General features: G+C 36.3%; 21 protein-coding genes. 4 read left to right on the top strand and 17 right to left on the bottom strand.

Annotated features, from left to right (window positions below; all coding sequences use genetic code 11):
- Window positions 1–187: 187 nt before the first annotated feature.
- Both Q3Y49_RS07155 and Q3Y49_RS07150 read right to left on the bottom strand, forming a co-directional pair.
- The gene (locus tag Q3Y49_RS07155; RefSeq protein ID WP_303271613.1) at window positions 188–325 is read right to left on the bottom strand and encodes a hypothetical protein; all 138 of its coding nucleotides are present in this window, start codon (window positions 323–325) and stop codon (window positions 188–190) included.
- 317 nt (window positions 326–642) lie between these two features.
- The gene (locus Q3Y49_RS07150; RefSeq protein WP_303271612.1) at window positions 643–3,849 is read right to left on the bottom strand and encodes a T9SS type A sorting domain-containing protein; all 3,207 of its coding nucleotides are present in this window, start codon (window positions 3,847–3,849) and stop codon (window positions 643–645) included.
- 449 nt (window positions 3,850–4,298) lie between these two features.
- On the opposite strand from Q3Y49_RS07150, the gene Q3Y49_RS07145 reads away from it, so the two are divergent.
- The gene (locus Q3Y49_RS07145) at window positions 4,299–5,468 is read left to right on the top strand and encodes an AIR synthase related protein (protein ID WP_303271610.1); all 1,170 of its coding nucleotides are present in this window, start codon (window positions 4,299–4,301) and stop codon (window positions 5,466–5,468) included.
- Between the two features lie 171 nt (window positions 5,469–5,639).
- Here the strand turns inward: Q3Y49_RS07145 and Q3Y49_RS07140 are convergent, their stop codons facing one another.
- From Q3Y49_RS07140 to Q3Y49_RS07075, 14 genes are all read right to left on the bottom strand, one after another.
- Window positions 5,640–5,813, bottom strand: coding sequence for a hypothetical protein (locus tag Q3Y49_RS07140; protein ID WP_303271608.1), 174 nt, complete (start codon window positions 5,811–5,813; stop codon window positions 5,640–5,642).
- The gene (locus Q3Y49_RS07135; RefSeq protein ID WP_303271607.1) at window positions 5,800–6,219 is read right to left on the bottom strand and encodes a hypothetical protein; all 420 of its coding nucleotides are present in this window, start codon (window positions 6,217–6,219) and stop codon (window positions 5,800–5,802) included. Before Q3Y49_RS07135 ends, Q3Y49_RS07140 begins: the two co-directional genes overlap by 14 nt.
- A 62-nt stretch (window positions 6,220–6,281) precedes the next feature.
- On the bottom strand, window positions 6,282–6,800 hold the full coding sequence (locus Q3Y49_RS07130) for a GNAT family N-acetyltransferase (RefSeq protein ID WP_303271606.1): 519 nt from the start codon (window positions 6,798–6,800) through the stop codon (window positions 6,282–6,284).
- Between the two features lie 70 nt (window positions 6,801–6,870).
- Entirely contained in the window at window positions 6,871–7,992 is a 1,122-nt protein-coding gene (locus Q3Y49_RS07125; RefSeq protein ID WP_303271605.1) for a glycosyl hydrolase 53 family protein, read from the bottom strand.
- Between the two features lie 87 nt (window positions 7,993–8,079).
- Entirely contained in the window at window positions 8,080–8,508 is a 429-nt protein-coding gene (locus Q3Y49_RS07120) for a DUF1801 domain-containing protein (RefSeq protein WP_303271604.1), read from the bottom strand.
- A gap of 3 nt (window positions 8,509–8,511) precedes the next feature.
- Window positions 8,512–8,973 carry a GyrI-like domain-containing protein gene (locus tag Q3Y49_RS07115; protein WP_303271603.1) on the bottom strand — a complete coding sequence of 154 codons (462 nt, stop codon included), beginning with the start codon at window positions 8,971–8,973 and terminating at the stop codon, window positions 8,512–8,514.
- A 3-nt stretch (window positions 8,974–8,976) separates the two neighbouring features.
- Window positions 8,977–9,738 (bottom strand): helix-turn-helix transcriptional regulator, encoded by a 762-nt coding sequence (locus Q3Y49_RS07110; protein WP_303271602.1) that lies wholly within the window; start codon window positions 9,736–9,738, stop codon window positions 8,977–8,979.
- Between the two features lie 544 nt (window positions 9,739–10,282).
- Window positions 10,283–11,188: a toast rack family protein gene (locus tag Q3Y49_RS07105; protein WP_303271601.1), complete on the bottom strand. Its 906-nt coding sequence runs from the start codon at window positions 11,186–11,188 to the stop codon at window positions 10,283–10,285.
- A gap of 227 nt (window positions 11,189–11,415) precedes the next feature.
- Window positions 11,416–12,546: a molecular chaperone DnaJ gene (gene dnaJ / locus Q3Y49_RS07100; RefSeq protein ID WP_303271600.1), complete on the bottom strand. Its 1,131-nt coding sequence runs from the start codon at window positions 12,544–12,546 to the stop codon at window positions 11,416–11,418.
- Window positions 12,547–12,650: 104 nt separating this feature from the next.
- A complete protein-coding gene (locus tag Q3Y49_RS07095; RefSeq protein ID WP_303271599.1) occupies window positions 12,651–13,262 on the bottom strand; it encodes a nucleotide exchange factor GrpE in 612 nt (203 codons plus the stop codon).
- A gap of 82 nt (window positions 13,263–13,344) precedes the next feature.
- Complete coding sequence (gene obgE, locus Q3Y49_RS07090; RefSeq protein WP_303271598.1) at window positions 13,345–14,337, bottom strand: GTPase ObgE; 993 nt, start codon at window positions 14,335–14,337, stop codon at window positions 13,345–13,347.
- Window positions 14,338–14,437: 100 nt separating this feature from the next.
- Entirely contained in the window at window positions 14,438–15,016 is a 579-nt protein-coding gene (locus tag Q3Y49_RS07085) for an adenylate kinase (protein WP_303271597.1), read from the bottom strand.
- 275 nt (window positions 15,017–15,291) lie between these two features.
- The gene (gene hpt / locus Q3Y49_RS07080; RefSeq protein WP_303271596.1) at window positions 15,292–15,819 is read right to left on the bottom strand and encodes a hypoxanthine phosphoribosyltransferase; all 528 of its coding nucleotides are present in this window, start codon (window positions 15,817–15,819) and stop codon (window positions 15,292–15,294) included.
- Between the two features lies 1 nt (window position 15,820).
- Entirely contained in the window at window positions 15,821–16,741 is a 921-nt protein-coding gene (locus Q3Y49_RS07075) for a M20/M25/M40 family metallo-hydrolase (RefSeq protein WP_303271595.1), read from the bottom strand.
- Between the two features lie 133 nt (window positions 16,742–16,874).
- Between Q3Y49_RS07075 and upp the strand changes: the two genes are divergently transcribed.
- Both upp and Q3Y49_RS07065 read left to right on the top strand, forming a co-directional pair.
- Complete coding sequence (gene upp, locus Q3Y49_RS07070; RefSeq protein WP_303271594.1) at window positions 16,875–17,525, top strand: uracil phosphoribosyltransferase; 651 nt, start codon at window positions 16,875–16,877, stop codon at window positions 17,523–17,525.
- A 3-nt stretch (window positions 17,526–17,528) separates the two neighbouring features.
- Window positions 17,529–18,485, top strand: a complete 957-nt coding sequence (locus Q3Y49_RS07065) for a calcium/sodium antiporter (protein WP_303271593.1) — start codon at window positions 17,529–17,531, stop codon at window positions 18,483–18,485.
- Window positions 18,486–18,490: 5 nt separating this feature from the next.
- On the opposite strand, the gene sdaAA is transcribed toward Q3Y49_RS07065, so the two are convergent.
- Window positions 18,491–19,399: an L-serine ammonia-lyase, iron-sulfur-dependent, subunit alpha gene (sdaAA, locus tag Q3Y49_RS07060; protein WP_303271592.1), complete on the bottom strand. Its 909-nt coding sequence runs from the start codon at window positions 19,397–19,399 to the stop codon at window positions 18,491–18,493.
- A 98-nt stretch (window positions 19,400–19,497) separates the two neighbouring features.
- On the opposite strand from sdaAA, the gene hemE reads away from it, so the two are divergent.
- The gene (hemE, locus tag Q3Y49_RS07055; RefSeq protein WP_303271591.1) at window positions 19,498–20,529 is read left to right on the top strand and encodes a uroporphyrinogen decarboxylase; all 1,032 of its coding nucleotides are present in this window, start codon (window positions 19,498–19,500) and stop codon (window positions 20,527–20,529) included.
- Window positions 20,530–20,586: the final 57 nt, after the last annotated feature.

Raw genomic sequence — 20,586 nt, 5'->3', positions numbered from 1 at the left:
TTTCAGCATTCATCTTGCGACCAGATGTAAATAATATCGATTTCCCGTCCACAGTAAATCTTTATGGAATATCATGGGCTGAGTGAAAACTTAGTTGGGAAGTGGGTCCATCTTCTATATTGTATAAAAATACACCATAGTTTCCATGCCGATCTAAAGCAAAGGCAATGTGTTTACCATCCTGCAATCAAACAATTTCGTATTCGTAACGGTCTCCAATAGTTACCGGTATTGCAAGACTTTGTTCTTTCTCAACGTAATAAAAATTTCCTTTGTAGCCAAAGGCAATCTTTTCTCCATCAGGGCATATTTTAGCATATCGCATCCATTTTGGATTGGACTGGCCTATTACGCCTATAATTCAACATAGAATTAATCGTATTAAACTCTTTTTCATAGTAGTAGATTTTATTCTAAAACACTCCTCAACATAAATATTTTTTAGATGACCTAGACATTATTTTGTCTAGACAATCTATAGATTACATTTATGATCGCTTTTTAGTATAAAAAAGTTGCCAAGCATGGGTTTCCTTTAAGCATTAACTTTAATTTTGAACAAAATTTAGAATCATGTCCGATAGATATAATCAACGCGGGGTTTCGGCCTCCAAAGAAGATGTTCATTATTTTTAGCCTGCTCTATCTAACAAGAATTTTTTGATTGCCTATAAATTGGTTATCAGAAATGAATGCTATAAAGTATAATCCCAATGGTAAATTGCCCACTTCGACAACTTTTTTGTTACTGACATGAAGCTTTTTAAAGACTCGTCCTTGCGCATCTAAAATTGTAATAAAATCAATTCCTTGGTTTAGCAAAATTGTAAATGTACCGTTATTGGGGTTTGGGTAAATTTTTGACACATAATTTTTACTCTCCAACCCCAAAATACCTTTTCGCAACATTAAAGTATCTGAGGGATCAGAGTGGCCTATTTCATTCTTGGCGATGAGGTAATATTGGTGAGAAATTTCTATATCATTTATAATTACTTGGAAATAAGAGACTTCGGAGGTAACAGTATCTATTGGCACAAATTCTGCAAGATCAAGAGATTCATATATAATAAAACTATCTGTTAAATCGTCAGAATTGGTCCATTCGAGCGTAATTTCTGCAAGTTCTTCATTATAATCATAAGTTAAATTTTGTGGAGGTTTAGGACGGAAAATATCTAAACTTACGATATTTGAGGTATCTGAGACCATATTATCGTTCACTGCCAGAACAAAATAAGAATATTTATGATCAATTTCTACATCCACGTCAGTAAAGCTTTCCGTATCCGATCCTACATCACCGATTACATCATATTCCTCGTCATCTATCCCTCGTAATATTCTAAACCCTGTTTCATGGTCTGAATTGTCATTCCAGGTCAATTCATTGCTCCCATCTACGTATTGTGCAGTAAAATTTTCTGCTTTTCTTGGCTTAATTAAGGTAAATGTAGTTTCCGTAGAGTTTTCACCAAAAATATTTTTTGACACTAAACTATAAGTATAAAGAACATTTAAATCAGGATTATCATCTGTAAATGAAATAGAACCCTTTTCAAGTGTTGAAAGAAGTTCTTCATTACCATCTGGTCCTTTGCGATAAACCTCTATAGATCGAATTGAGTAATCCTGCTGCCAAGTAATATTTATCCCACCAGTTTCTGTATTGGATATATTTTCAATATTCAATGCATTTGTACTTAAAGAGAGTGCATAAAATCCGCCTCCGTTAAAACCATTTATCGCTCCAGGACCCAATATGAACAAAGTATCATTGTGTATCTCAATTTCATCAATTTCACCTTCAACATCTAGCGCAAGATCATCATATAAAGCACCATTTAGATTTACTGCAGCAATTGCGTCTTTAGAAATGCCATTTAATGAAGAAAAAGAGCCCGAAACCAAAATTGTAGTATCACTTAGAGAATTGATATCAGCAATATCCGTGTCTGAGTTAAAAGAAATAAAATCACTATCAAGAAGATTCCCATTTACATCATATTTCTTTAGAGTTTGCGTGTTATTAGCGTCCGGTTCGTAAATCATAAGTAATGAATCAGAAACAGCAAAAACCTGAGCATTACCATATGACAATTTATCGAAAATAATATCATTAAAAGAAGTGTCCTTATTACCATTTGGCATGAGTCGAATTACCTTTCCACTAGGATTTGCTGAATTTCTAAAATACTGAACTGTAAGCTTATCATCCTTCCCTAAATAAGAGAATTTGACAATATCCGTTGGTAAAATATCCGGACTAGGAGTGTAACCAGAAACAATACTGTAATCTTTATTCATTTTAATCACGTTATGCATTTGTTGACCCGCTCCATTATATGAAAATATACCTGTAGCGTAAATATAAAGCTCAGACTCATGAATGTTGTAAACAGGTTCTTCAACGTAAACCGGACTTCCTTGGGAGGACCCTAAACTAACGCTATTTCCATTCGGATCGTACACTTTAAATATTCCATTTTGATCCCTATCATAAACGCCTAAAAATAAATCTCCGTTAGATAAAATTTTAGCTGATCCCAAATAATCATCAGCAGATAAATTAATGGAATCCAACTGGGGAAATTTAGCCTCAGATTTTAAAGAAAACCCCGTGATAAGTGCACTTTTTGACATGCTGGACTCAATAAAAGATCCAGTAATTAAAAACTTTTCAGAATTATAATTTATCATTTGATCCACCCGTGCATTGCCATATAAATTTGAGTTAAATGCATCGATATTTTCACCATTTGTATTTATCTTATTTATACTTCTTGACTCCTTGCCATCGTAAGTTCTTTGATCTGCGAGTAAATAAATTTCATCGTCAGCATTTCTAACCATATGATAATTTCCATAATATTCCACTGTGAAATGTTTAGTCACAAAGGAATCATCTCTTAACCCATTACTCAATAAACGAAATAAAGATCGATTGGATGGATTCGAACTATCATTCTGTCCAATAATAAAAAATTTACCACTACTTAATGGAATTGCATATGCTATCCCATTACCGTATGCATCTGCAAAAGATAAATCAGCATTATGAATGGAAGCCTCATCGATGGCACCCAACTCGTTGATAATAAAAAGACCATTTCCTGAAATGTTATTTACATTCAGATTATTATTTCCTGCTATAAATAATTGACCGGATGAGAGCATCTCAATATTATGTATTTCGCCACGAGTAGAAGTAATGGGGCTAAATGAACTATTTTCAACAATGGAATCAGTAAACTGATAATACTTACGAGTGCTATAGTCTTCAGACACATATTCCATCAATAATGCATTATCAGATAGTTTTTCAACGGATTGCAGCAAATATCCTTCTTTACTGACATCAATTGCACGGTAATTTCCATCTTCTGCATAAAGCCTAAAGTTTCCACCACTTTCCAAGACTAATAATGAGTCTCTATAAGTTATCATGGATTTGATATAGGGACTGCCGACCGCGAATGACTGGTCAATTGTTCCGTTATCTTTTATTTTAATAATGCCGTTCTCAGCAACTATATAAAGGGAACCATTTAGTATAGTTGACGGGCTAAAGGCTATTGCGTTTCCAAAATTCCGAGAGTAATTCCCCTCAAAATGAAATGATTCATCAAGGGAACCATCTGCATTTAACCTAACAATCGGAGGAGTGATTTTATCGTTGACAAAATTAATGTTGCCTCCTACATATAATTTATCATTATCTAAAAGTGCATGCCTCACACGTGCTTGACCCTTCAGTCCGGGTTGATTTTCTCCTAAATCAATTAATTCTTGACTTAAAACCGATAAAGAAAAAAAGAAAAGAATAGAAAAAGCAAAAGAAAATTTCATATAAAACTATTTATAAAGTGATTCTTATTTGAAAAGACTAACTTAGTTTAAATAATTAATATGACCATATAAAATGGATAATAAGGGGCTTGCATTAAATGCTTTTTTAATGTTTTTTTAAAATGATGAGTATCATTGCCTTCTATTGCATATCAATCTATAAAGAAAAGCAACTGGTTTATCGGCAAAAGGAAAACACTAGGAACGGCTAAGATATTAAGAGCACCAAACCATATAGGCTTCATAACAATTTGCTTTACCGCTATAATTATTAATCCTCCGGCAAATTTTCTTAAAAGAAAATAATAGAATCCTGAAGCAATCAAAAATCCATGATAATTTTATAAAGTTTAATATAATTTGAAGAGCTTTTATTTAAGTACAAAAAATACACCTTTCAATTAGTTTACTTTCCTCAATCCCCTTAATTTTGAACAAAATTTAGAATCATGTCCGATAGATATAATCAACGCGGGGTTTCGGCCTCCAAAGAAGATGTTCATAATGCCATCAAAAACCTTGATAAAGGACTTTTTCCACAAGCTTTTTGCAAAATTGTGCCCGATCACCTTACGGGTGATGAGGAGTACTGCACCATTATGCATGCGGATGGGGCTGGCACTAAATCTTCCTTGGCTTATATGTATTGGAAAGAAACGGGTGATATTTCCGTTTGGAAAGGAATTGCACAAGATGCCATCATCATGAATATTGATGATTTACTATGTGTGGGATGTACCGATAAAATATTACTCTCCTCTACTATTGGGAGGAATAAAAACTTAATTCCAGGTGAAGTCATATCGGCTATTATAAATGGCACTGAGGAAGTTTTGCAGATGCTGAGAGATAATGGTGTAAATATTATAAGTACAGGTGGTGAAACTGCGGATGTTGGGGATTTAGTGAGGACTATTATTGTAGATAGTACCGTTACGGCCCGAATGAAAAGATCAGATGTTATTTCCAATGACAACATAAAAGCAGGTCATGTGGTTGTAGGCTTGGCTTCTTATGGACAGGCTACTTATGAAAATGAATACAATGGCGGAATGGGGAGCAACGGATTAACCTCTGCTCGTCATGATGTATTCAGTAAGGAGTTGATGGCAAAATATGCTGAAAGTTTTGATCCCTCCGTTCCTAGTAACTTGGTGTATACAGGTTCAAAAAAATTGACTGATTCAGTAGAAGGAGTTGAATTGGATGCAGGTAAATTAGTATTATCCCCTACTCGAACTTATGCGCCAGTTATCAAGAAAATATTGGAAGAATTACCGGATAAAGTAGCAGGAATGGTGCATTGCAGTGGCGGAGCTCAAACCAAAGTACTTCATTTTGTGGAAGGGTTGCATATTATCAAAGACAATTTATTCCCAACCCCTCCACTTTTCAAAATGATACAAGAAGAATCCAAAACGGATTGGAAAGAGATGTACAAAGTATTCAATATGGGGCATAGAATGGAACTTTATGTTGATGAAGCGGATGCACAAGCCATCATTGATATCTCAAATTCTTTTAATATTGAGACTCAAATCATTGGAAGAGTTGAAAGTTCTGCTCAAAAGCAGGTTACTGTTAAGAGTGAGCATGGGGAGTTTGTTTATGAAGGCTAATTTTCCATGGGCACTTTCCCCCGTTTAAAGCTCAGCCTCAGATCTCGCATAGACTAGATTTGCTGCAGAAGAAAGATGTTTGTTACGATTACAACTACTGAAAGCAAAAAGAGAGGGTTAGCTTAAGGATATTTTGTCTTCTCTCTTTTATCATCTCATTCCTGATCTTAATCAAATCTTCTTTAGTACAAGATTTGTAGGTATACTTTCTTTCGGATCTACTATATTCTTGAACTCTCTTCTCATTTCAAAAAGTGATTGTCTTTTTAGAATTGCCCTATTGTTTGCCAAAGACTTATTCATAAAATCCATCATTCCAAAACCACTCATATCAATTGTTTTCAAGTTGAGACTTTTTATGTTGGTCTTCTTTCCTAATAATAAAAACTTCAAAGTAAACCAGTAATACAATCAGTGTAATTTCCCCCACGAAATATAGAATACCCACAATTGTGAGTTGATCGAAATAGGTAATAATTAGAAATGATGTAAGTAGGCAGTACATTAAATTAGCAGTGGCAATTACGCCAAGAAAAGTTCTCCAATTCTTTTGGGGCTTAAAAAAACAACTGGCCGAATAAATAAAAAAGAGTGAAGCAACAATGGCTAGACTAATTAATAACTCTTTTGGCATACCTATGAATTCCTGAACACTTGTGAAGACAATTCCTAAAGTTATTGCTGTTAAAAATGCTCCTACAGCGTCAATAAGAAAAACTTTAGTAGGATTCTTTAAAATTCTATCCATCATTCTGCAAAGAAAATATTTCCATTAAGATATAAAATTGGATGTTAAGCCGGTAGTCAAATTAGCTAAAAATACTTCTTCATCATGATGTCAGTTTGCACGTCCTCTCCTACGATAAAAGTATGTTTATCGAAAGCTTTAAAGCCTAACTGCTCGTAAAACCGAATGGCTTTGGGATTTTTTTCCCATACTCCCAACCAGAGAAAATCTACTTCCTTCTGCTGAGCTATTTCTATGGCCTTTTTATAAAGCAATTTTCCAATTCGCTTTCCCTGATAATCAGCTAAAACATAAATCCGCTGTATTTCCAGAGTGTTCTCATTCTTCATTTCAGTTTGAGCTTCAGCAACATTAATTTTCAAGTAACCCACGATTACAGATCCCAAGCAGGCAAAATAGAATTCAGAATTCTGATTACTCAATTGAGATACTAACTTTTCAAGTGAAAACTCTTCTTCCAGATACCGACTCATATCATCTTCGGTGTTGCCTGCGGAATAAGTCTCCAAAAAGGTCTGCTTACTAATTTTTTGCAGGGCAATTTTATCGTTCAGATTGACTTTTCTTAATGATAGGCTTTTCATTGATAACTAATACAAATTTTATTATGTGAAAAATCTTGGCGGTTTCCCGGAGTTGAATTAGTAGCAACATCTATTTGTTCAGAACCTCTTCCCAGGTAGAATACGCTTCCTTTTCAATTCCATCCTCATTAATCAAACCTGTACTAATCCACAATTTCCCTAAATCTTTGACTTCATCAGGAAATGTTTCCCAAAGAAGATCATAATCCCTATGAGCCCACCAAATAATATACTCATAATCCTGAATTTGAGCTTGAGCAAGCAGAACTTTCAAGTATTCATTTTGCTGCCCTTGATCACCAGAGATGGATAGATTAAATGATTCTACAGTCAAATCCTCCGAAAGGTGGCTTGTTTCGGCAAATGAAATAGGTTTCTCAATCTGTTCGTGTAAGAAATCAAATACCTCTTTAAAATCTTCATCAGTTTTTAAGCCTTTAAAGAATGGATAAAAGCTAATACTCACTAAATCCATTGCATTTGCGTAATTTGCTATTTCCTCTATAAAATCTTCACTATTCGTAACATCCGGCTGGTAAAAATTATGTAAAGTAATTGATTCTGAAATATTCAGAGACGGGAATTCCTCTGCAATTCTTGATCTGACATTAGCCATCAATAATTTATACCCATCCCACTTCTCAGGGGCATTTTTTAATAATTCATTTACCTCAATAGCTATGATTAAATAATCTGGATTTAATTGATTTGCGATATATTTTAAATGTTTGAAATATGCGTCTTCAATTTTCTGATCATTTAATTCCGCATAATCAGGAATACCGCCATCATAATCGAAAGCTAATTCATCCCTTGAACTGTTCAACAAACTTACGGAGACAGTGAGTTGAGCGTTTGGCAGTTTCCGTGAGGCTCTTGATTCAATTTCATTGATAAATTCAGTTGGCAAAGTCGAATCATTGAACCAGGCATTCCAGGGAATATTGGAATCAATATGCTCTGAATAAATATCTGCATTTTCATCAATGAAATTATAACTACCTTCGACAGCTTCAGCTGTTGGAGCATACGGCCATGTACTGAAACCCATCTTGAAATCCCGTGAACTGAACTGACAGAAAAAGTCTTCATTTTCGCAATCAGATATGGGATTATTGTCTTCCTTAGTGCAAGAAAGCGCAACGATCATGAAGACTATTGTCAAAATTGAAGATAATCTTTGCTTCCTCATTTATACTTGTTTTTCGGTGATTAAATAATCTAGATATCCAATCGGTATGATATAAATATACATAATACAGAAAGAAATATTCTATTCTCAAATTCCTAATGTCATTAGGTGTTTTACTTTGTGGTAGATTAAAGATGCTTTAATACATTCTTTCAATTCCAATTCAGGGACTTTCTCCTCTAGTTGAAAAACTATGGCACGGTTACCTTCAAATTTGAACACATCCTCAAACACAATTCTGAAGGTGCTCACCAGACGACTTGAACATTGAAAGTACATTGCAAATTGATCGGGAGATCTTTCTTTCCAATCCATCCGTAATGTACTTCCATTTTTAGTTACAAAACTTGGCTCACCCCATTTTAACGTCTCCTCCAATTCATCAACTCCCTCCGTTTCTTCCGCTGTTTCTATTACCAACCTCCTCAAATACCGCATCTTACCCCTTAATTTGTCTGGGTAATTCGCAAATTTTTCATCAACAGCTGGATTCGTTTTAAGCACGAGTTTCGTCATCTTTTATTCATTAATTGCAATATAAAAATCCACTTCAGCAGCAGAAGGATTTTGCGATTTCTCTCCAAATACTTCAAAATCAGCAGTATAGCTTCGATTCAGATCCATATCCCAAATTTTTGCCCAATGGTTTACAATAAGTCCATTCATTAAATCGCCACTAGCAGTACTCTTAATGTAAGTCCCACCATCGAAAGACATCGCTGTCATTCCTGCAGGAACTGCTTCAAAATTTTTCACTTTGCAACCAAGAATGGCCGTGTAAGGCTTGGTGTGATCTCCCTCATATTCGGTGTACAATGAATAAATCGTATAATCCACTTTATTGGGGATTTTCTCCAATAAGTTCTCACTCAGAAATCCTTGCCACAATTCAGCAATTTCCTGATTAGCTTTGTTCCCTTCATTAGTAGTCTTGATGGCAATGCCAATCAACTTAAATGGTTCAATTTTTACCTTTTGCATAACTTATTCTTTTTGATTTGAAGCAAAGGTAGATTGAGTTTGTGACAAGGGTATGTCAGGGGTGCTTTCACATTTTTTTCTGCAGTTATCAAAGTATTGATCCAAGGTAATTTTGTGAGGCTCAAAATGTGCCTGAGTTTTTGTTAACTGCTGAATTCGATCTAATCGAAAGGCCCGAAAGTCATTACGAATATGACAAAAGGCAATTAGAACCCAATTATTTTTGGTTGTGTATAACGCAAAAGGCTCTATTTTTCTTTGTGTCTGTTGATTATTTAAAGATATATAGTGCAACTGAACTATCTCATAGTTGATAATATTAGACTGCAGTTGAATGAGGAAGTTGCTAGTTTTTTCATTGGTTCTGTTATTTCTTATCTGGATACGTTCGGTTAGAACTTCTGTTTTGGCTTTTTGAGGGCGTTTTAAAACTGACTTGATTTTTGAAATCGCATTTTGATACTGCTCAACTAAGGATTGGTCTTTATTTCTCAAAATCAAATGTTCGGCCATAATGAGTGCATTGGCTTCCTCTTCAGTAAACATCACTGGGGGAAGCCTGTAGCCATCTATCAGGGAATAACCTTTCCCTTCCTCCGTTACAATAGGAATTCCCGATTGCTCTAATGTTCGAATATCCCTGTAGACCGTTCGAATACTCACGTGATGCTTTACAGCAATATCAGTTGCAGTTACAATCCGCTTTGATTGTAATTGAGTTAAGATTGCTGTTAATCTTGCAAGTCTGGGTTTTTCTCTGGACACTAAATTTCTTTTTGTAATAGATGAATTAAATCCTATTATCTGCTCAATATAGTTTGATCAGTAACCTTACGCACTGTTCAACTTTAATTAAATATCAATTTACAAAATAAATTGTATTGCAAAAATGCTCTGCGATGCATTGGAAACAGGGAAATAAGTGCTAGGAAAGAGGCCGCTAGAGGAATTACCCACTTAGGCAATCTTCGTTTTAATCTAGTTAAAGGCTTAGTGGTAAATGCTATTTTGAGTTTCTAAATTCTACAGTGTAGTAAGTACACTTCTCAATTTGAAAGTTAAGTGAATTCAAATTAAAAGATTGGAAGTCTGTTGTTGGAACTAAGTTTAATAGTCCATTTTCTCGCTCAATGAAAACCTCTCCATCGCTGTAAACAGAATGAGACTTTGTCTTTCCGTTTGTCAAAACCCCCAACCATCTTCTTTATAGAAATGGACATCAAGAATAGGAGGAGCAATTTTATTTCAGCACCAATGGTAAGTGGAGCACATCTATAACCAAAAAGTAGTAGGAGCAGATATTCCTGTTTTATCTGTTCTTAAAAACGATACTACCCATACCAACATCCAAAATAAATTCCATACTGTCATCAGGATTTTTAGCATAAGCTTTATTGCCAAAGGCATTATGACCAATTTTCTCAAAATTTGGAGCCATCTTAATGTTGCATAATGGGGAATTATGTATTCTAATAATAATAGGAACATCATCAGGGGGCAAAATAATATTCAAGTTTCCAGCTCCAACAGAAGCATTTACTCTGCTGTTTATTCTCCAATCATTTCCACAATCTATTGAAATAGAACCGAAGCCAACTTCCGCAATAATGTCCCTTGCCATGGTGTAGTTCAAATCATGAACTTCAATACTACCAAAATTTACTTTTACAAAAAAAGTATCCATGGCAACACTATTCATTTTCTTTTCTGTGAAATTCACCTTCACGTCAGCACTTCCGGAATTAATTTTCAAACGTTCAACGGCTAATCTACTAAGATCAATATTTGCATCTCCCATTAAATAATTTAAATCCAAATCAAACGTTTGATGTTCCGATAAATTAATTTGCCAAATATCGTGAGGCTGCTCCGAAGATGAAAAGAAACTATTCGCTACGGATTCGGTGAAGTTCAATCCCATATGGCTTTTGCAAGTCAATTGGGCATCTACCTTTTGCGTATTATTATTCTTTAATATCTTAAAAGAGCTGGCAGCAATGTCATTTTCACTGGCTCCCAAAATTACGATTGGCTCATCTTTATTAACTGCATTCAAAAACGAATTTCCTGCCTTAGTAGAAACTTTCAATTCAATTTTATCTATGCCCTTTGATTCTGTAATTTCAAAATGCTTGTGAAGTTCTTGCCCGAAAACCGAGCAAGCTAAAAAAGGTATGACCAGAAATGATACTGAAAAACGAAGAACCCTATTCATAATGGGATTATTACGTCTTCTTTAACCAATAAGTTGTTGGTAAAATCAAAAAAGCCACTACTCTTGGCGAAATAGTGGCTTAATGTCTACTTTTATACAGATTCTTACAGCAGAGAAGCTTTCACTTTAAGGTAAGATATATCTATAAGAACAGCTTTATGGGCATTTTGGTTAGAAAATACTCCGTAGTCCCGTCTTATTAAAAAAGCAGTAAAAAAATTGAGAAATTAATTAAAAAACTCCTTCACTCTATCGAAAAAGCCTTTATCCGCTTTTGTAGGATTAGGCCTGAAATTATCAGAAGCCCTCATGCTTTCTAGCATCTCTTTTTCATTATCCGATACCTTCTTAGGCGTCCAAACGTTCACATGAATTAGTTGGTCACCTCTTCCGTATCCATTTACATCACCCACACCTTTTCCTCTTAGTCTTAAAATTTTTCCAGATTGGGTACCAGTCTCGATCTTAATTTTTACTTTGCCATCGATGGTTGGGACTTCAACTGTTGTTCCCAATACTGCATCCACAAAATTGACATAAAGATCGTAGATGATATTGTTACCATCACGTTTCAATACATCATGCTCTATTTCCTCAATCAAAATTACCAGATCACCTGCAGCTCCACCCATTGGTGCTTCATTACCTTTTCCTGACATGGATAATTGCATGCCATCAGTAACTCCGGCCGGGATTTTCACAGAAATAACCTCTTCTTTGGATTGAAGGCCTGTATTATCCACATGAGGTGGTTTTTTATCAATAAATTTACCAGAACCGTGACAAGTTGGACATGTACTAGCCGAAACCATTTGCCCCAACATGGTATTGGTTACTCTTCTTACTTGACCTGAACCCCCGCAGGTATCACAATTCTTATAAGTAACCCCATCCGCTGATACCAAACGATTAACCTTGATTTTCTTTTCAGCTCCATGAGCTATTTCTTTTAAATCTAATTTTAGTTTGATGCGAAGATTGGAACCTCTTCTACCTCGACTTCTGCGGCCACCACCGCCTCCACCAAAAAAGCTTTCGAAGCCGCCACCTCCGCCACCACCGAAGATGTCACCAAATTGAGAGAAAATATCTTCCATATTCATACCTCCTCCACCAAAGCCACCTGCTCCGCCTTTCATACCTTCATGACCAAACTGGTCATAACGCTGACGCTTCTGCGGATCACGTAAAACTTCATATGCTTCTGCCGCTTCCTTGAATTTATCTTCTGCTTCTGGGTTATCAGGATTCTTATCAGGATGATATTTGATGGCTACTTTCCGGTAAGCCTTCTTTATCTCTGCATCCGAAGCTCCTTTGCTAACACCCAGTATATCGTAATAATCTCTTTTAGCCATCTTATCTATAATCTAAATATTAAATCCACAAATCTTTTTTATTTGTTGTTGAGTCTCAACCCCCCATTAGTTTCCGGGTCAATATATTGCCTCACGGGCTTGAATTATTCTCCTATTACAACTTTTGCAAAACGAATTACCTTATCGTTCAATAGATATCCCTTTTCCACTACATCTACCACTTTACCTTTCAACTTTTCATCAGGAGCTGGTATTTTGGTTATAGCTTCATGAATTTCAGGATCAAATTCTATCCCTGCGTCACTATCCATAGCCTTTAAGCCTTTGTTGATTAGCGTCTTCTCGAATTTATTCTTAATTAACGTAAAGCCTTCTTTCACGGCCTCATTCTCTGACTGATCCTCGAAAGATTTTTCTGCTCTTTCAAAATCATCCATGATTGGCAATAAGTCTGAAATTAACTCTTCCGAAGCATTTTTAACCAACTCTAATCTTTCTTTGGCATTTCTTCTTCTAAAGTTTTCAAACTCGGAGTATAGCCTTAAGAATTTATCCTTAGACTCTGCCAGTTCTATTTCTAATTTCTCGAAATCTGACAATTCTTCATCTTTCGCCTGAGCTTCTGCCTCTGCCGATTTTTCTTCTTCAGACCTATTATCCTGAGTTTCGTCCTCAGCATTTTGCTCGTCTTTTATATCTTCCGCAGTTTCTGCTTCTTTATTTAACTCTTTTTCGTCTAATTCTTCTTTAGCCATAACTATATTATGTTATTCTATCTAATTTTCAGCATTAAGGAACAAGGAGTTTGCCAAATGACAGTTCACTGACAAGATGACATTATGCGTTTAAAGCCTTCCAAATCATATCTTTAAGCTCACTCACGTTAAATTGAGTTAATGAAGAAATGAAAATAAAAGGTAAGTCTTTGGGCAACTCTTGCTTTAATTCTCCCATAAGCTCGTCATCCAATAAATCTGACTTTGTGATTGCCAATAGCCTGTTTTTATCCAACAATTCCGGATTATACTCTTTCAATTCGTTAATCAAAATCTGGTATTCCTTCTTGACGTCCTTGCTATCAGCAGGAATCATAAAAAGTAGAATGGAGTTTCTTTCGATATGTCTCAAAAATCGAGTTCCCAATCCTTTTCCTGCTGCCGCGCCTTCAATGATTCCTGGAATATCTGCCATTACAAAAGATTTATGATCACGATACGGAATCACCCCTAGATTTGGTGTAAGTGTCGTAAACGCATAATCTGCTATTTCTGGCTTTGCAGCAGAAACAACAGATAGTAAAGTACTTTTACCAGCATTAGGAAAACCAACTAATCCAACATCAGCCAACAACTTTAGCTCAAGAATGATCCACTCTTCTTGTCCGTCTTCTCCTGGCTGTGCATATCGAGGCGTTTGATTAGTAGCTGTTTTAAAATTGGCATTCCCCAGACCACCTCTTCCGCCTTCGGTTAATATTTTTTCTTCTCCCTCTTCGGTGATTTCAAATCTCACCACACCAGACTCGGCTTCCCTTGCAACAGTTCCCAAAGGTACTTCTAAAATAACGTCAGCTCCATCAGCACCTGAACTTCTTGCACCTCCACCTGGGGCTCCAGCATCGGCTATTACGTGCTTTTTGTACTTTAAGTGAAGCAGCGTCCATAATTGTGAACTACCGCGTAAAATAATACTACCACCGCGACCACCATTTCCTCCATCTGGCCCGCCCTTGGGAACATGCTTTTCTCTTCGCATGGAAACAGCACCTGCACCCCCCTTTCCGGAACGAGAGCAAAATTTAACGTAATCAATAAAATTGGGATTGGCCATGGGACTAAATTTTAAGGCGCAAATTTAGTTTAATTTAGGCAGGAAATAAAAAAGCCGACCAATTATGAATTAGCCGGCTCCCTTAAAAATGAAATTTAAATTATTTTAATCGGTCAATTTCACTTGATATTTTATTAAAAATCTCATCTATAGTCCCTACCCCATGGATTTTCGCATACTTTCCTTCACCATCATAATAATTGGCAACAGGTAAAGTCTCATCTTTATAAACTTTTATACGGTTTTCAATTTTAGCTTCTTCCTGATCATCCGCTCTCCCTGAAGTTTTACCTCTCTCCTTAATTCTCTTCTTCAATTCTTCTTCGGGAACATCTAAAGCAATCATTCCGGCAATCTTCTCGCCTTTTTCTTCTAACAAAGTATCTAATGCCTTTGCTTGTGGAACTGTCCTTGGGAAGCCATCAAAGATATACCCACTACTACTCGCTTGAGTATCTTTAATTTTTTCATCCACCATACCGATCACCACTTCATCAGGAACCAAATTGCCTTCATCCATATATTTCTGGGCTAGTTTTCCTAAATCGGTTCCTTCTCCCAAATGCTTACGAAATAAATCTCCTGTTGCAATATGGGTTAATTTGTATTTATCGATAATTTTTTCACTTTGTGTACCTTTCCCTGCTCCGGGAGGGCCAAACAATATAATATTTAACATGATTGTATTTTAAATAGAGCCTATTAGGCCTTTATCTTAGTAAAACTGTAACTTCTTTATACTCAGTACTAAATCATAATTTTCTGTGAAAAAAAGTATTAGTTTTCACATTATAGAAAATCAAATATAAAAGATTTATGATTAAAATTGCCAAATTTGTCTTTGATCTCACTCAAATTCTCAGAAAGAGGCCACTGATATTTTTATTTCTATATTAGAAATTTGATTCTCGAATATTAAACCTTGGTTTTGGTAAAATTCATTCATTTTAGGTCTTATGCCAACTGATAAATTTCTTTTAACTCTCGACCCATTCCTTCATAATCCAAGCCAAAACCAATGACGAATTTATTGGGAATTTCGAAACCTACAAAATCGGGCTTTGATGCTTTTTCCTGAGCATCAGGTTTATGTAATAAAGTAGCTACCTTTATAGATTTCGTACCCAGGTCTTGAAAAGCTTCTGAAAGATGCTGCAAGGTTGTACCAGTATCAACAATGTCTTCCAAAATCAATATATCTCTACCAAAAACGTTTTCGGTCAATCCCAATATTTCCCTGACTTTTCCTGTCGTTTTCAATGCCTCGTAGGAAGCCACGCGAATAAAAGTGACTTCAATTGGAGTGTCAATAGTTCTAATCAAATCAGCTGTAAAAATAAAGGAGCCATTTAAAACGCTAATCAATAGTGGCTTTGTGCCCTTATAACTTGTACTAATTTTAGCACCCATTTCTTTAATCCTGCTTTGGATATCCTCAGCAGATATGTATGGCACGAATTCCTTATCTAAAATTTTAAGCATGTTATAATTCACTCATTAGAAATTGATACATAGACAACATTGACTGAATGTCATTTTTGTGGACTTTTTCATCTGGAGAATGCACATTATCCTCTGGCGCCCCTATGAAACACCAATCGATTGGATACGGAGATTCTTGGAGCTCGCGGCCATCACTCCCTCCACTTGCTTCTACTTCTAGTTGAAAAGGAATATCTGAATTTTCAGCCATGTTGATGATCATTTGAACAAAGGATTGCCTTGGCACATTGCGATCTCGCATCGAAATAGCAACTCCTTCTCCGTGTTTTACACCTTCAGTTACCCATGTGATGTCCGAGATCAGCGCTTGGTGAACACCATATTTTTCCACCATAAACTTGGCTAAAAAAGGTACTGTTCCTCCACCATGTTCTTCATACGCAGAAAATACGATCATACCATTTTCTAAAGTCTCTGCCAATTTCAGACAGTTGAAAATACCCAATCTATTATCTAAATAACAAGATTGAACATAATCTTCAGTTTCTCTAAAATCGCATTCAAAAGTCAAACTTGCCCCTCTATCAATCCCTCTTCCAAATTTGTAAAAAGTTTGGTTTTCTTTATTGATCTCTATTTCACACGCAATAGGTCCGAGTGAATCCTCACCTTTCAGTTTATACCCATTTTTGGCCTCCGGGCCTCCAATAGGAACTAATTGATTTTCATACCTTACAGAAAAACCAACAGAATCCATATGTGCAAAAACCGCAGCTCTAGGTTCTCCAAAAACCAAGACTAAACAATCTTGGAAATCTTCCCCCTGATAGATTTTCGGTTTTACCTTCCAATCAGTTTGGTTTTTCTTGATATATTGAAGTAAAAAGTTCTTTATCATGTATTCTTCTCCAGACGGAGCGTGAATACTACACAATTGCTGAAGTAGTCTATAATCTGTCATTCACGCAAAGTTAAAATCTTTTAAGAGCAGAAAAGAAATTAGTGTAAGGGATATTTCCATTTTTTAATTTTTTTCTTAAAAAATAAAATTATATTTAGTTTTTGCTTAAATTATTGTCAACCTAATTGCACAAATGTACATTTTAGACAAAGAAAATAGCATTGCGAACCATTTTTTAGCTGAGTTGAGAGAAGTCGATATTCAGAAAGACCGCTATAGATTCAGAAGAAACCTTGAAAGAGTGGCTGAATTGTTAGCATATGAAATATCAAAATCCTTATACTTTCAGCAAAAGCCAATACAAACCCCCTTAGAGGAAACCCAAGTGGCTCTCATGCACGATTTCCCAGTAATAGTGAGCGTATTGAGAGCAGGATTACCTTTTCATCAGGGCTTCCTCAATATTTTTGACCACTCTGACTCCGGATTCATAGGAGCATATAGAAAACACTCTGACAGCAACAATTTCACAATTGAAATGGGATATGAGGCCCTACCTCCATTAAATGACAGGACTTTAATATTAGCCGACCCGATGCTTGCTACAGGAAAATCTCTAATTACAGCGATAGAGCACATTACAAAATTAGCAAGACCAGAAAGAATTATTATCGCGGCCGCCATTGGAACGCCAGAAGGAGTGAAATTCATCAGTGAAAATATTAGAGGTGAATATGATATTTATTTAGGCTCATTAGATCGAGAACTCAATGAAAAAGCCTATATTTTACCGGGTTTAGGAGATGCGGGAGATTTAAGTTTTGGTCAAAAACATACACAATAGTAAATGCCATTGTCAAATACCATATTGCTTTTTGTCGGCTTAGCTGTTTTAATTCTCGGTGGAGAATTATTAGTCCGCGGGGCCTCAAGAATTGCTTTGAGGCTCAAAATGTCCCCCTTGGTTGTTGGTGTTACTATTGTGGCATTTGGAACATCTTCACCCGAATTATTAATTAGTATTCAAGCAGCACTAGCTGGGAGTCCAGATATCACCATGGGCAATGTGATAGGCTCAAACATCTGCAATCTTGCATTAGTACTAGGAGTAACCGCTCTTATTGCACCTATTCCCGTTAATTCTGATTCAATCAAAATTGATTGGCCTATGACGATGGGCTGCACAATACTACTTTACTTCCTAGTTCAGGAAGGATTTGTTAATGACCACGAGGGTCTAGGATTCATTTTGCTTCTAGCCTTGTATGTTATCTTTATTATTCGTAGGTCAAGGAAAAAACACATCAGTCCGGAAGATTTAGGAATTGAAGTTGAAGCGCCTACTGCTGGCTCAACAAAAAACATGCTTAAAGATGTATCCTTGATCCTTATTGGAGGAGCAGGACTTTATTTTGGTTCTGATTGGTTCGTTAACAGCGCCAAGGATTTAGCGATTTACATGGGGATTAGTGAGCGAATAGTGGGAATAACGGTAGTGGCATTGGGTACTAGTTTACCAGAATTGGTAACTTCAGTAGTAGCAGCTTTTAAAAAGGAAACCGATATGGCCCTAGGTAACTTAATGGGCTCCAACATCTTCAATATCCTGTCAATTTTAGGTATCACTAGTTTAATAGCTGAAATTGAAGTAAGTGACGTAATAATTAATTCCGATATGATATGGATGATGGGCATCACCTTACTGATACTCCCGTTTATGGCGCTCAATAAAATAGTCGATCGCTATGAAGGCCTAATTCTATTGGGAATATATGTTTACTATACAATTAATGTAATCACCTAAGGCTGTCAATCATTTTCATCTTCATCCGGAAGCATTTCAATATCCTGAATCAAAACTTTTTTAGAAATGTTTTGCCCGGTCAATGTCATGGCTAAACCTCCCATCGCTGTCTCTTTATATTTAGTTTCCATGCTCTGTCCTACTTCTCCCAAAGCGTCCACGCACTCATCTACGGGAATAACGCCACTTACATTTGACAAAGCAATTTGCGCGGAAGAATTAGCTATCGCAGCAGCACTGGCATTTCTTACCACGCATGGAACCTCAACTAAACCTGCAACCGGGTCACATACCAAGCCTAACATACATTGAATGGTTATAGCAACTGCGTTAAAAACCTGATCAGTATCACCACCTAAACAATAAACAATAGCTCCTGATGCCATTGCTGCAGCACTTCCTGTTTCTGCCTGACATCCACCAACAGCACCAGCTAAGGATGCCTTCTGTTCGATGATTAAAGCTATTCCGGCACCAACCAACAACCCTTCTAGAATCTTTCTGTCTTCCAATCCATGAATTTCTTGCAAGGTAAACATAGTGCCAGGCAAAATACCACTTGCTCCAGCAGTTGGGGCAGCCACAACTCTCCCCATACAGGAATTTACTTCTTTTGCTGCTAGCGCCCGTGCAATTAGTTTCTGGAAATTTGGATCTAATACAGTTAACGGATTTTGGTAAACTTTCTTTGCTCCATTATTTATCATTCCAGAGCGTGACTGCATATCCTCTTCAAGGCCAGTCTTAACCGCATCTCGCATAACATCGTAGGCTTTCTGCAAATTTTCCCAGACAAAATCAGCATCTTTATCCTTTTGATCTTTTTCGTATTCCAATACTGGCTCAAAAAGCTTAACATTCTTTTTCTCACAGTATTCTTTCCATTCCTTAAAATCACTAAAAAGTATTGACATAGCAGTATATATTTAGCCTAATGCATTAATCGGCAAAGAAACAGAAAAGTTTAGCATTATTATAATTCAGAAGCATAATATGAATGTATATTTGCAGCATGGAATTTAAAAATGATCTGCTGTTGAGAGCAGCGAAAGGTGAAAAAGTAGAAAGAACTCCTGTTTGGTTGATGAGACAGGCGGGTAGAATATTACCTGAATATAGAAAGGTGAGAGCGAGTGTTAGTGGTTTTATTGAGTTGGCTCAAACTCCTGAATTAGCTGCTGAAGTGACCATTCAACCGGTAGATATTTTGGATGTAGATGCTGCCATTATTTTCTCTGACATCCTGGTTATTCCTGAAGCTATGGGATTACCTTATGAAATGATTGAAAAAAAAGGACCAAAATTCCCTGAAACTATTCAATCTAAAGCAGATGTTGAAAAATTAAAGGTGGCTAATGTGGAAGAAAGTCTTTCCTATGTTACTAAGGCAATAGAAATCACTAAAAAGGAATTAAATGGCCGGGTACCTTTAATTGGTTTCGCAGGTGCTCCTTGGACTATTTTCGCTTATATGGTGGAAGGCTCAGGCAGTAAAACTTTCTCAAAAGCAAAAGCAATGCTTTATACCGATCCAGAATTATCACACCAACTGTTACAAAAAATCACAGACAGTACCATTGCTTATTTAAAAGCGCAAATCTCAGCTGGGGCTGATTTAGTACAGGTGTTTGACAGTTGGGCTGGTATCTTGTCGCATGAACAATACAAGCAATTCTCTATTCCATATCTAAAGAAAATTGCTGACGCCATTCAGGACGTACCTAAAACGGTTTTTGCAAAGGATGCACATGCCGCCTTTGCAGATTTAAGTTCGCTTGATTACCATACAATAGGTTTGGACTGGACCATGAACCCAAAAGAAGTGAGAAGTATTGTTGGTGAAAATAAAACGCTGCAAGGTAATCTAGACCCGTGCGTCCTTTATGGTGATAAAACCACAATTCAGCAACATACCAAAAAGATGTTGGAAGAATTTGGTAGTGGGCGGCATATTGCCAATCTAGGTCATGGGGTTTACCCAGACATCAATCCTGATCATGTAAAATGGTTTATTGAAACTGTAAAGGAATATAGCCAAAAATAAATCCTAGTTGTATTTTTATGACAGAGAAAAGGGCAGGATTTAAACCTGCCCTTTTCT

Origin of the sequence: Marivirga harenae, from assembly GCF_030534335.1 — a bacterium.
Lineage (GTDB): Bacteria > Bacteroidota > Bacteroidia > Cytophagales > Cyclobacteriaceae > Marivirga > Marivirga harenae.
Note: the sequence above shows the minus strand (reverse complement) of the source record. Positions and strands in the feature narration are given on the sequence as shown.

Coding starts and splice junctions, on each gene's coding strand:
- Q3Y49_RS07155 (WP_303271613.1), bottom strand. CDS start 325: ATGCGATATGCTAAAATATGCCCTGATGGAGAAAAGATTGCCTTTGGC.
- Q3Y49_RS07150 (WP_303271612.1), bottom strand. CDS start 3,849: ATGAAATTTTCTTTTGCTTTTTCTATTCTTTTCTTTTTTTCTTTATCG.
- Q3Y49_RS07145 (WP_303271610.1), top strand. CDS start 4,299: ATGTCCGATAGATATAATCAACGCGGGGTTTCGGCCTCCAAAGAAGAT.
- Q3Y49_RS07135 (WP_303271607.1), bottom strand. CDS start 6,219: ATGATGGATAGAATTTTAAAGAATCCTACTAAAGTTTTTCTTATTGAC.
- Q3Y49_RS07130 (WP_303271606.1), bottom strand. CDS start 6,800: ATGAAAAGCCTATCATTAAGAAAAGTCAATCTGAACGATAAAATTGCC.
- Q3Y49_RS07125 (WP_303271605.1), bottom strand. CDS start 7,992: ATGAGGAAGCAAAGATTATCTTCAATTTTGACAATAGTCTTCATGATC.
- Q3Y49_RS07120 (WP_303271604.1), bottom strand. CDS start 8,508: ATGACGAAACTCGTGCTTAAAACGAATCCAGCTGTTGATGAAAAATTT.
- Q3Y49_RS07115 (WP_303271603.1), bottom strand. CDS start 8,973: ATGCAAAAGGTAAAAATTGAACCATTTAAGTTGATTGGCATTGCCATC.
- Q3Y49_RS07105 (WP_303271601.1), bottom strand. CDS start 11,188: ATGAATAGGGTTCTTCGTTTTTCAGTATCATTTCTGGTCATACCTTTT.
- dnaJ (WP_303271600.1), bottom strand. CDS start 12,546: ATGGCTAAAAGAGATTATTACGATATACTGGGTGTTAGCAAAGGAGCT.
- Q3Y49_RS07095 (WP_303271599.1), bottom strand. CDS start 13,262: ATGGCTAAAGAAGAATTAGACGAAAAAGAGTTAAATAAAGAAGCAGAA.
- obgE (WP_303271598.1), bottom strand. CDS start 14,337: ATGGCCAATCCCAATTTTATTGATTACGTTAAATTTTGCTCTCGTTCC.
- Q3Y49_RS07085 (WP_303271597.1), bottom strand. CDS start 15,016: ATGTTAAATATTATATTGTTTGGCCCTCCCGGAGCAGGGAAAGGTACA.
- hpt (WP_303271596.1), bottom strand. CDS start 15,819: ATGCTTAAAATTTTAGATAAGGAATTCGTGCCATACATATCTGCTGAG.
- Q3Y49_RS07075 (WP_303271595.1), bottom strand. CDS start 16,741: ATGACAGATTATAGACTACTTCAGCAATTGTGTAGTATTCACGCTCCG.
- upp (WP_303271594.1), top strand. CDS start 16,875: ATGTACATTTTAGACAAAGAAAATAGCATTGCGAACCATTTTTTAGCT.
- Q3Y49_RS07065 (WP_303271593.1), top strand. CDS start 17,529: ATGCCATTGTCAAATACCATATTGCTTTTTGTCGGCTTAGCTGTTTTA.
- sdaAA (WP_303271592.1), bottom strand. CDS start 19,399: ATGTCAATACTTTTTAGTGATTTTAAGGAATGGAAAGAATACTGTGAG.
- hemE (WP_303271591.1), top strand. CDS start 19,498: ATGGAATTTAAAAATGATCTGCTGTTGAGAGCAGCGAAAGGTGAAAAA.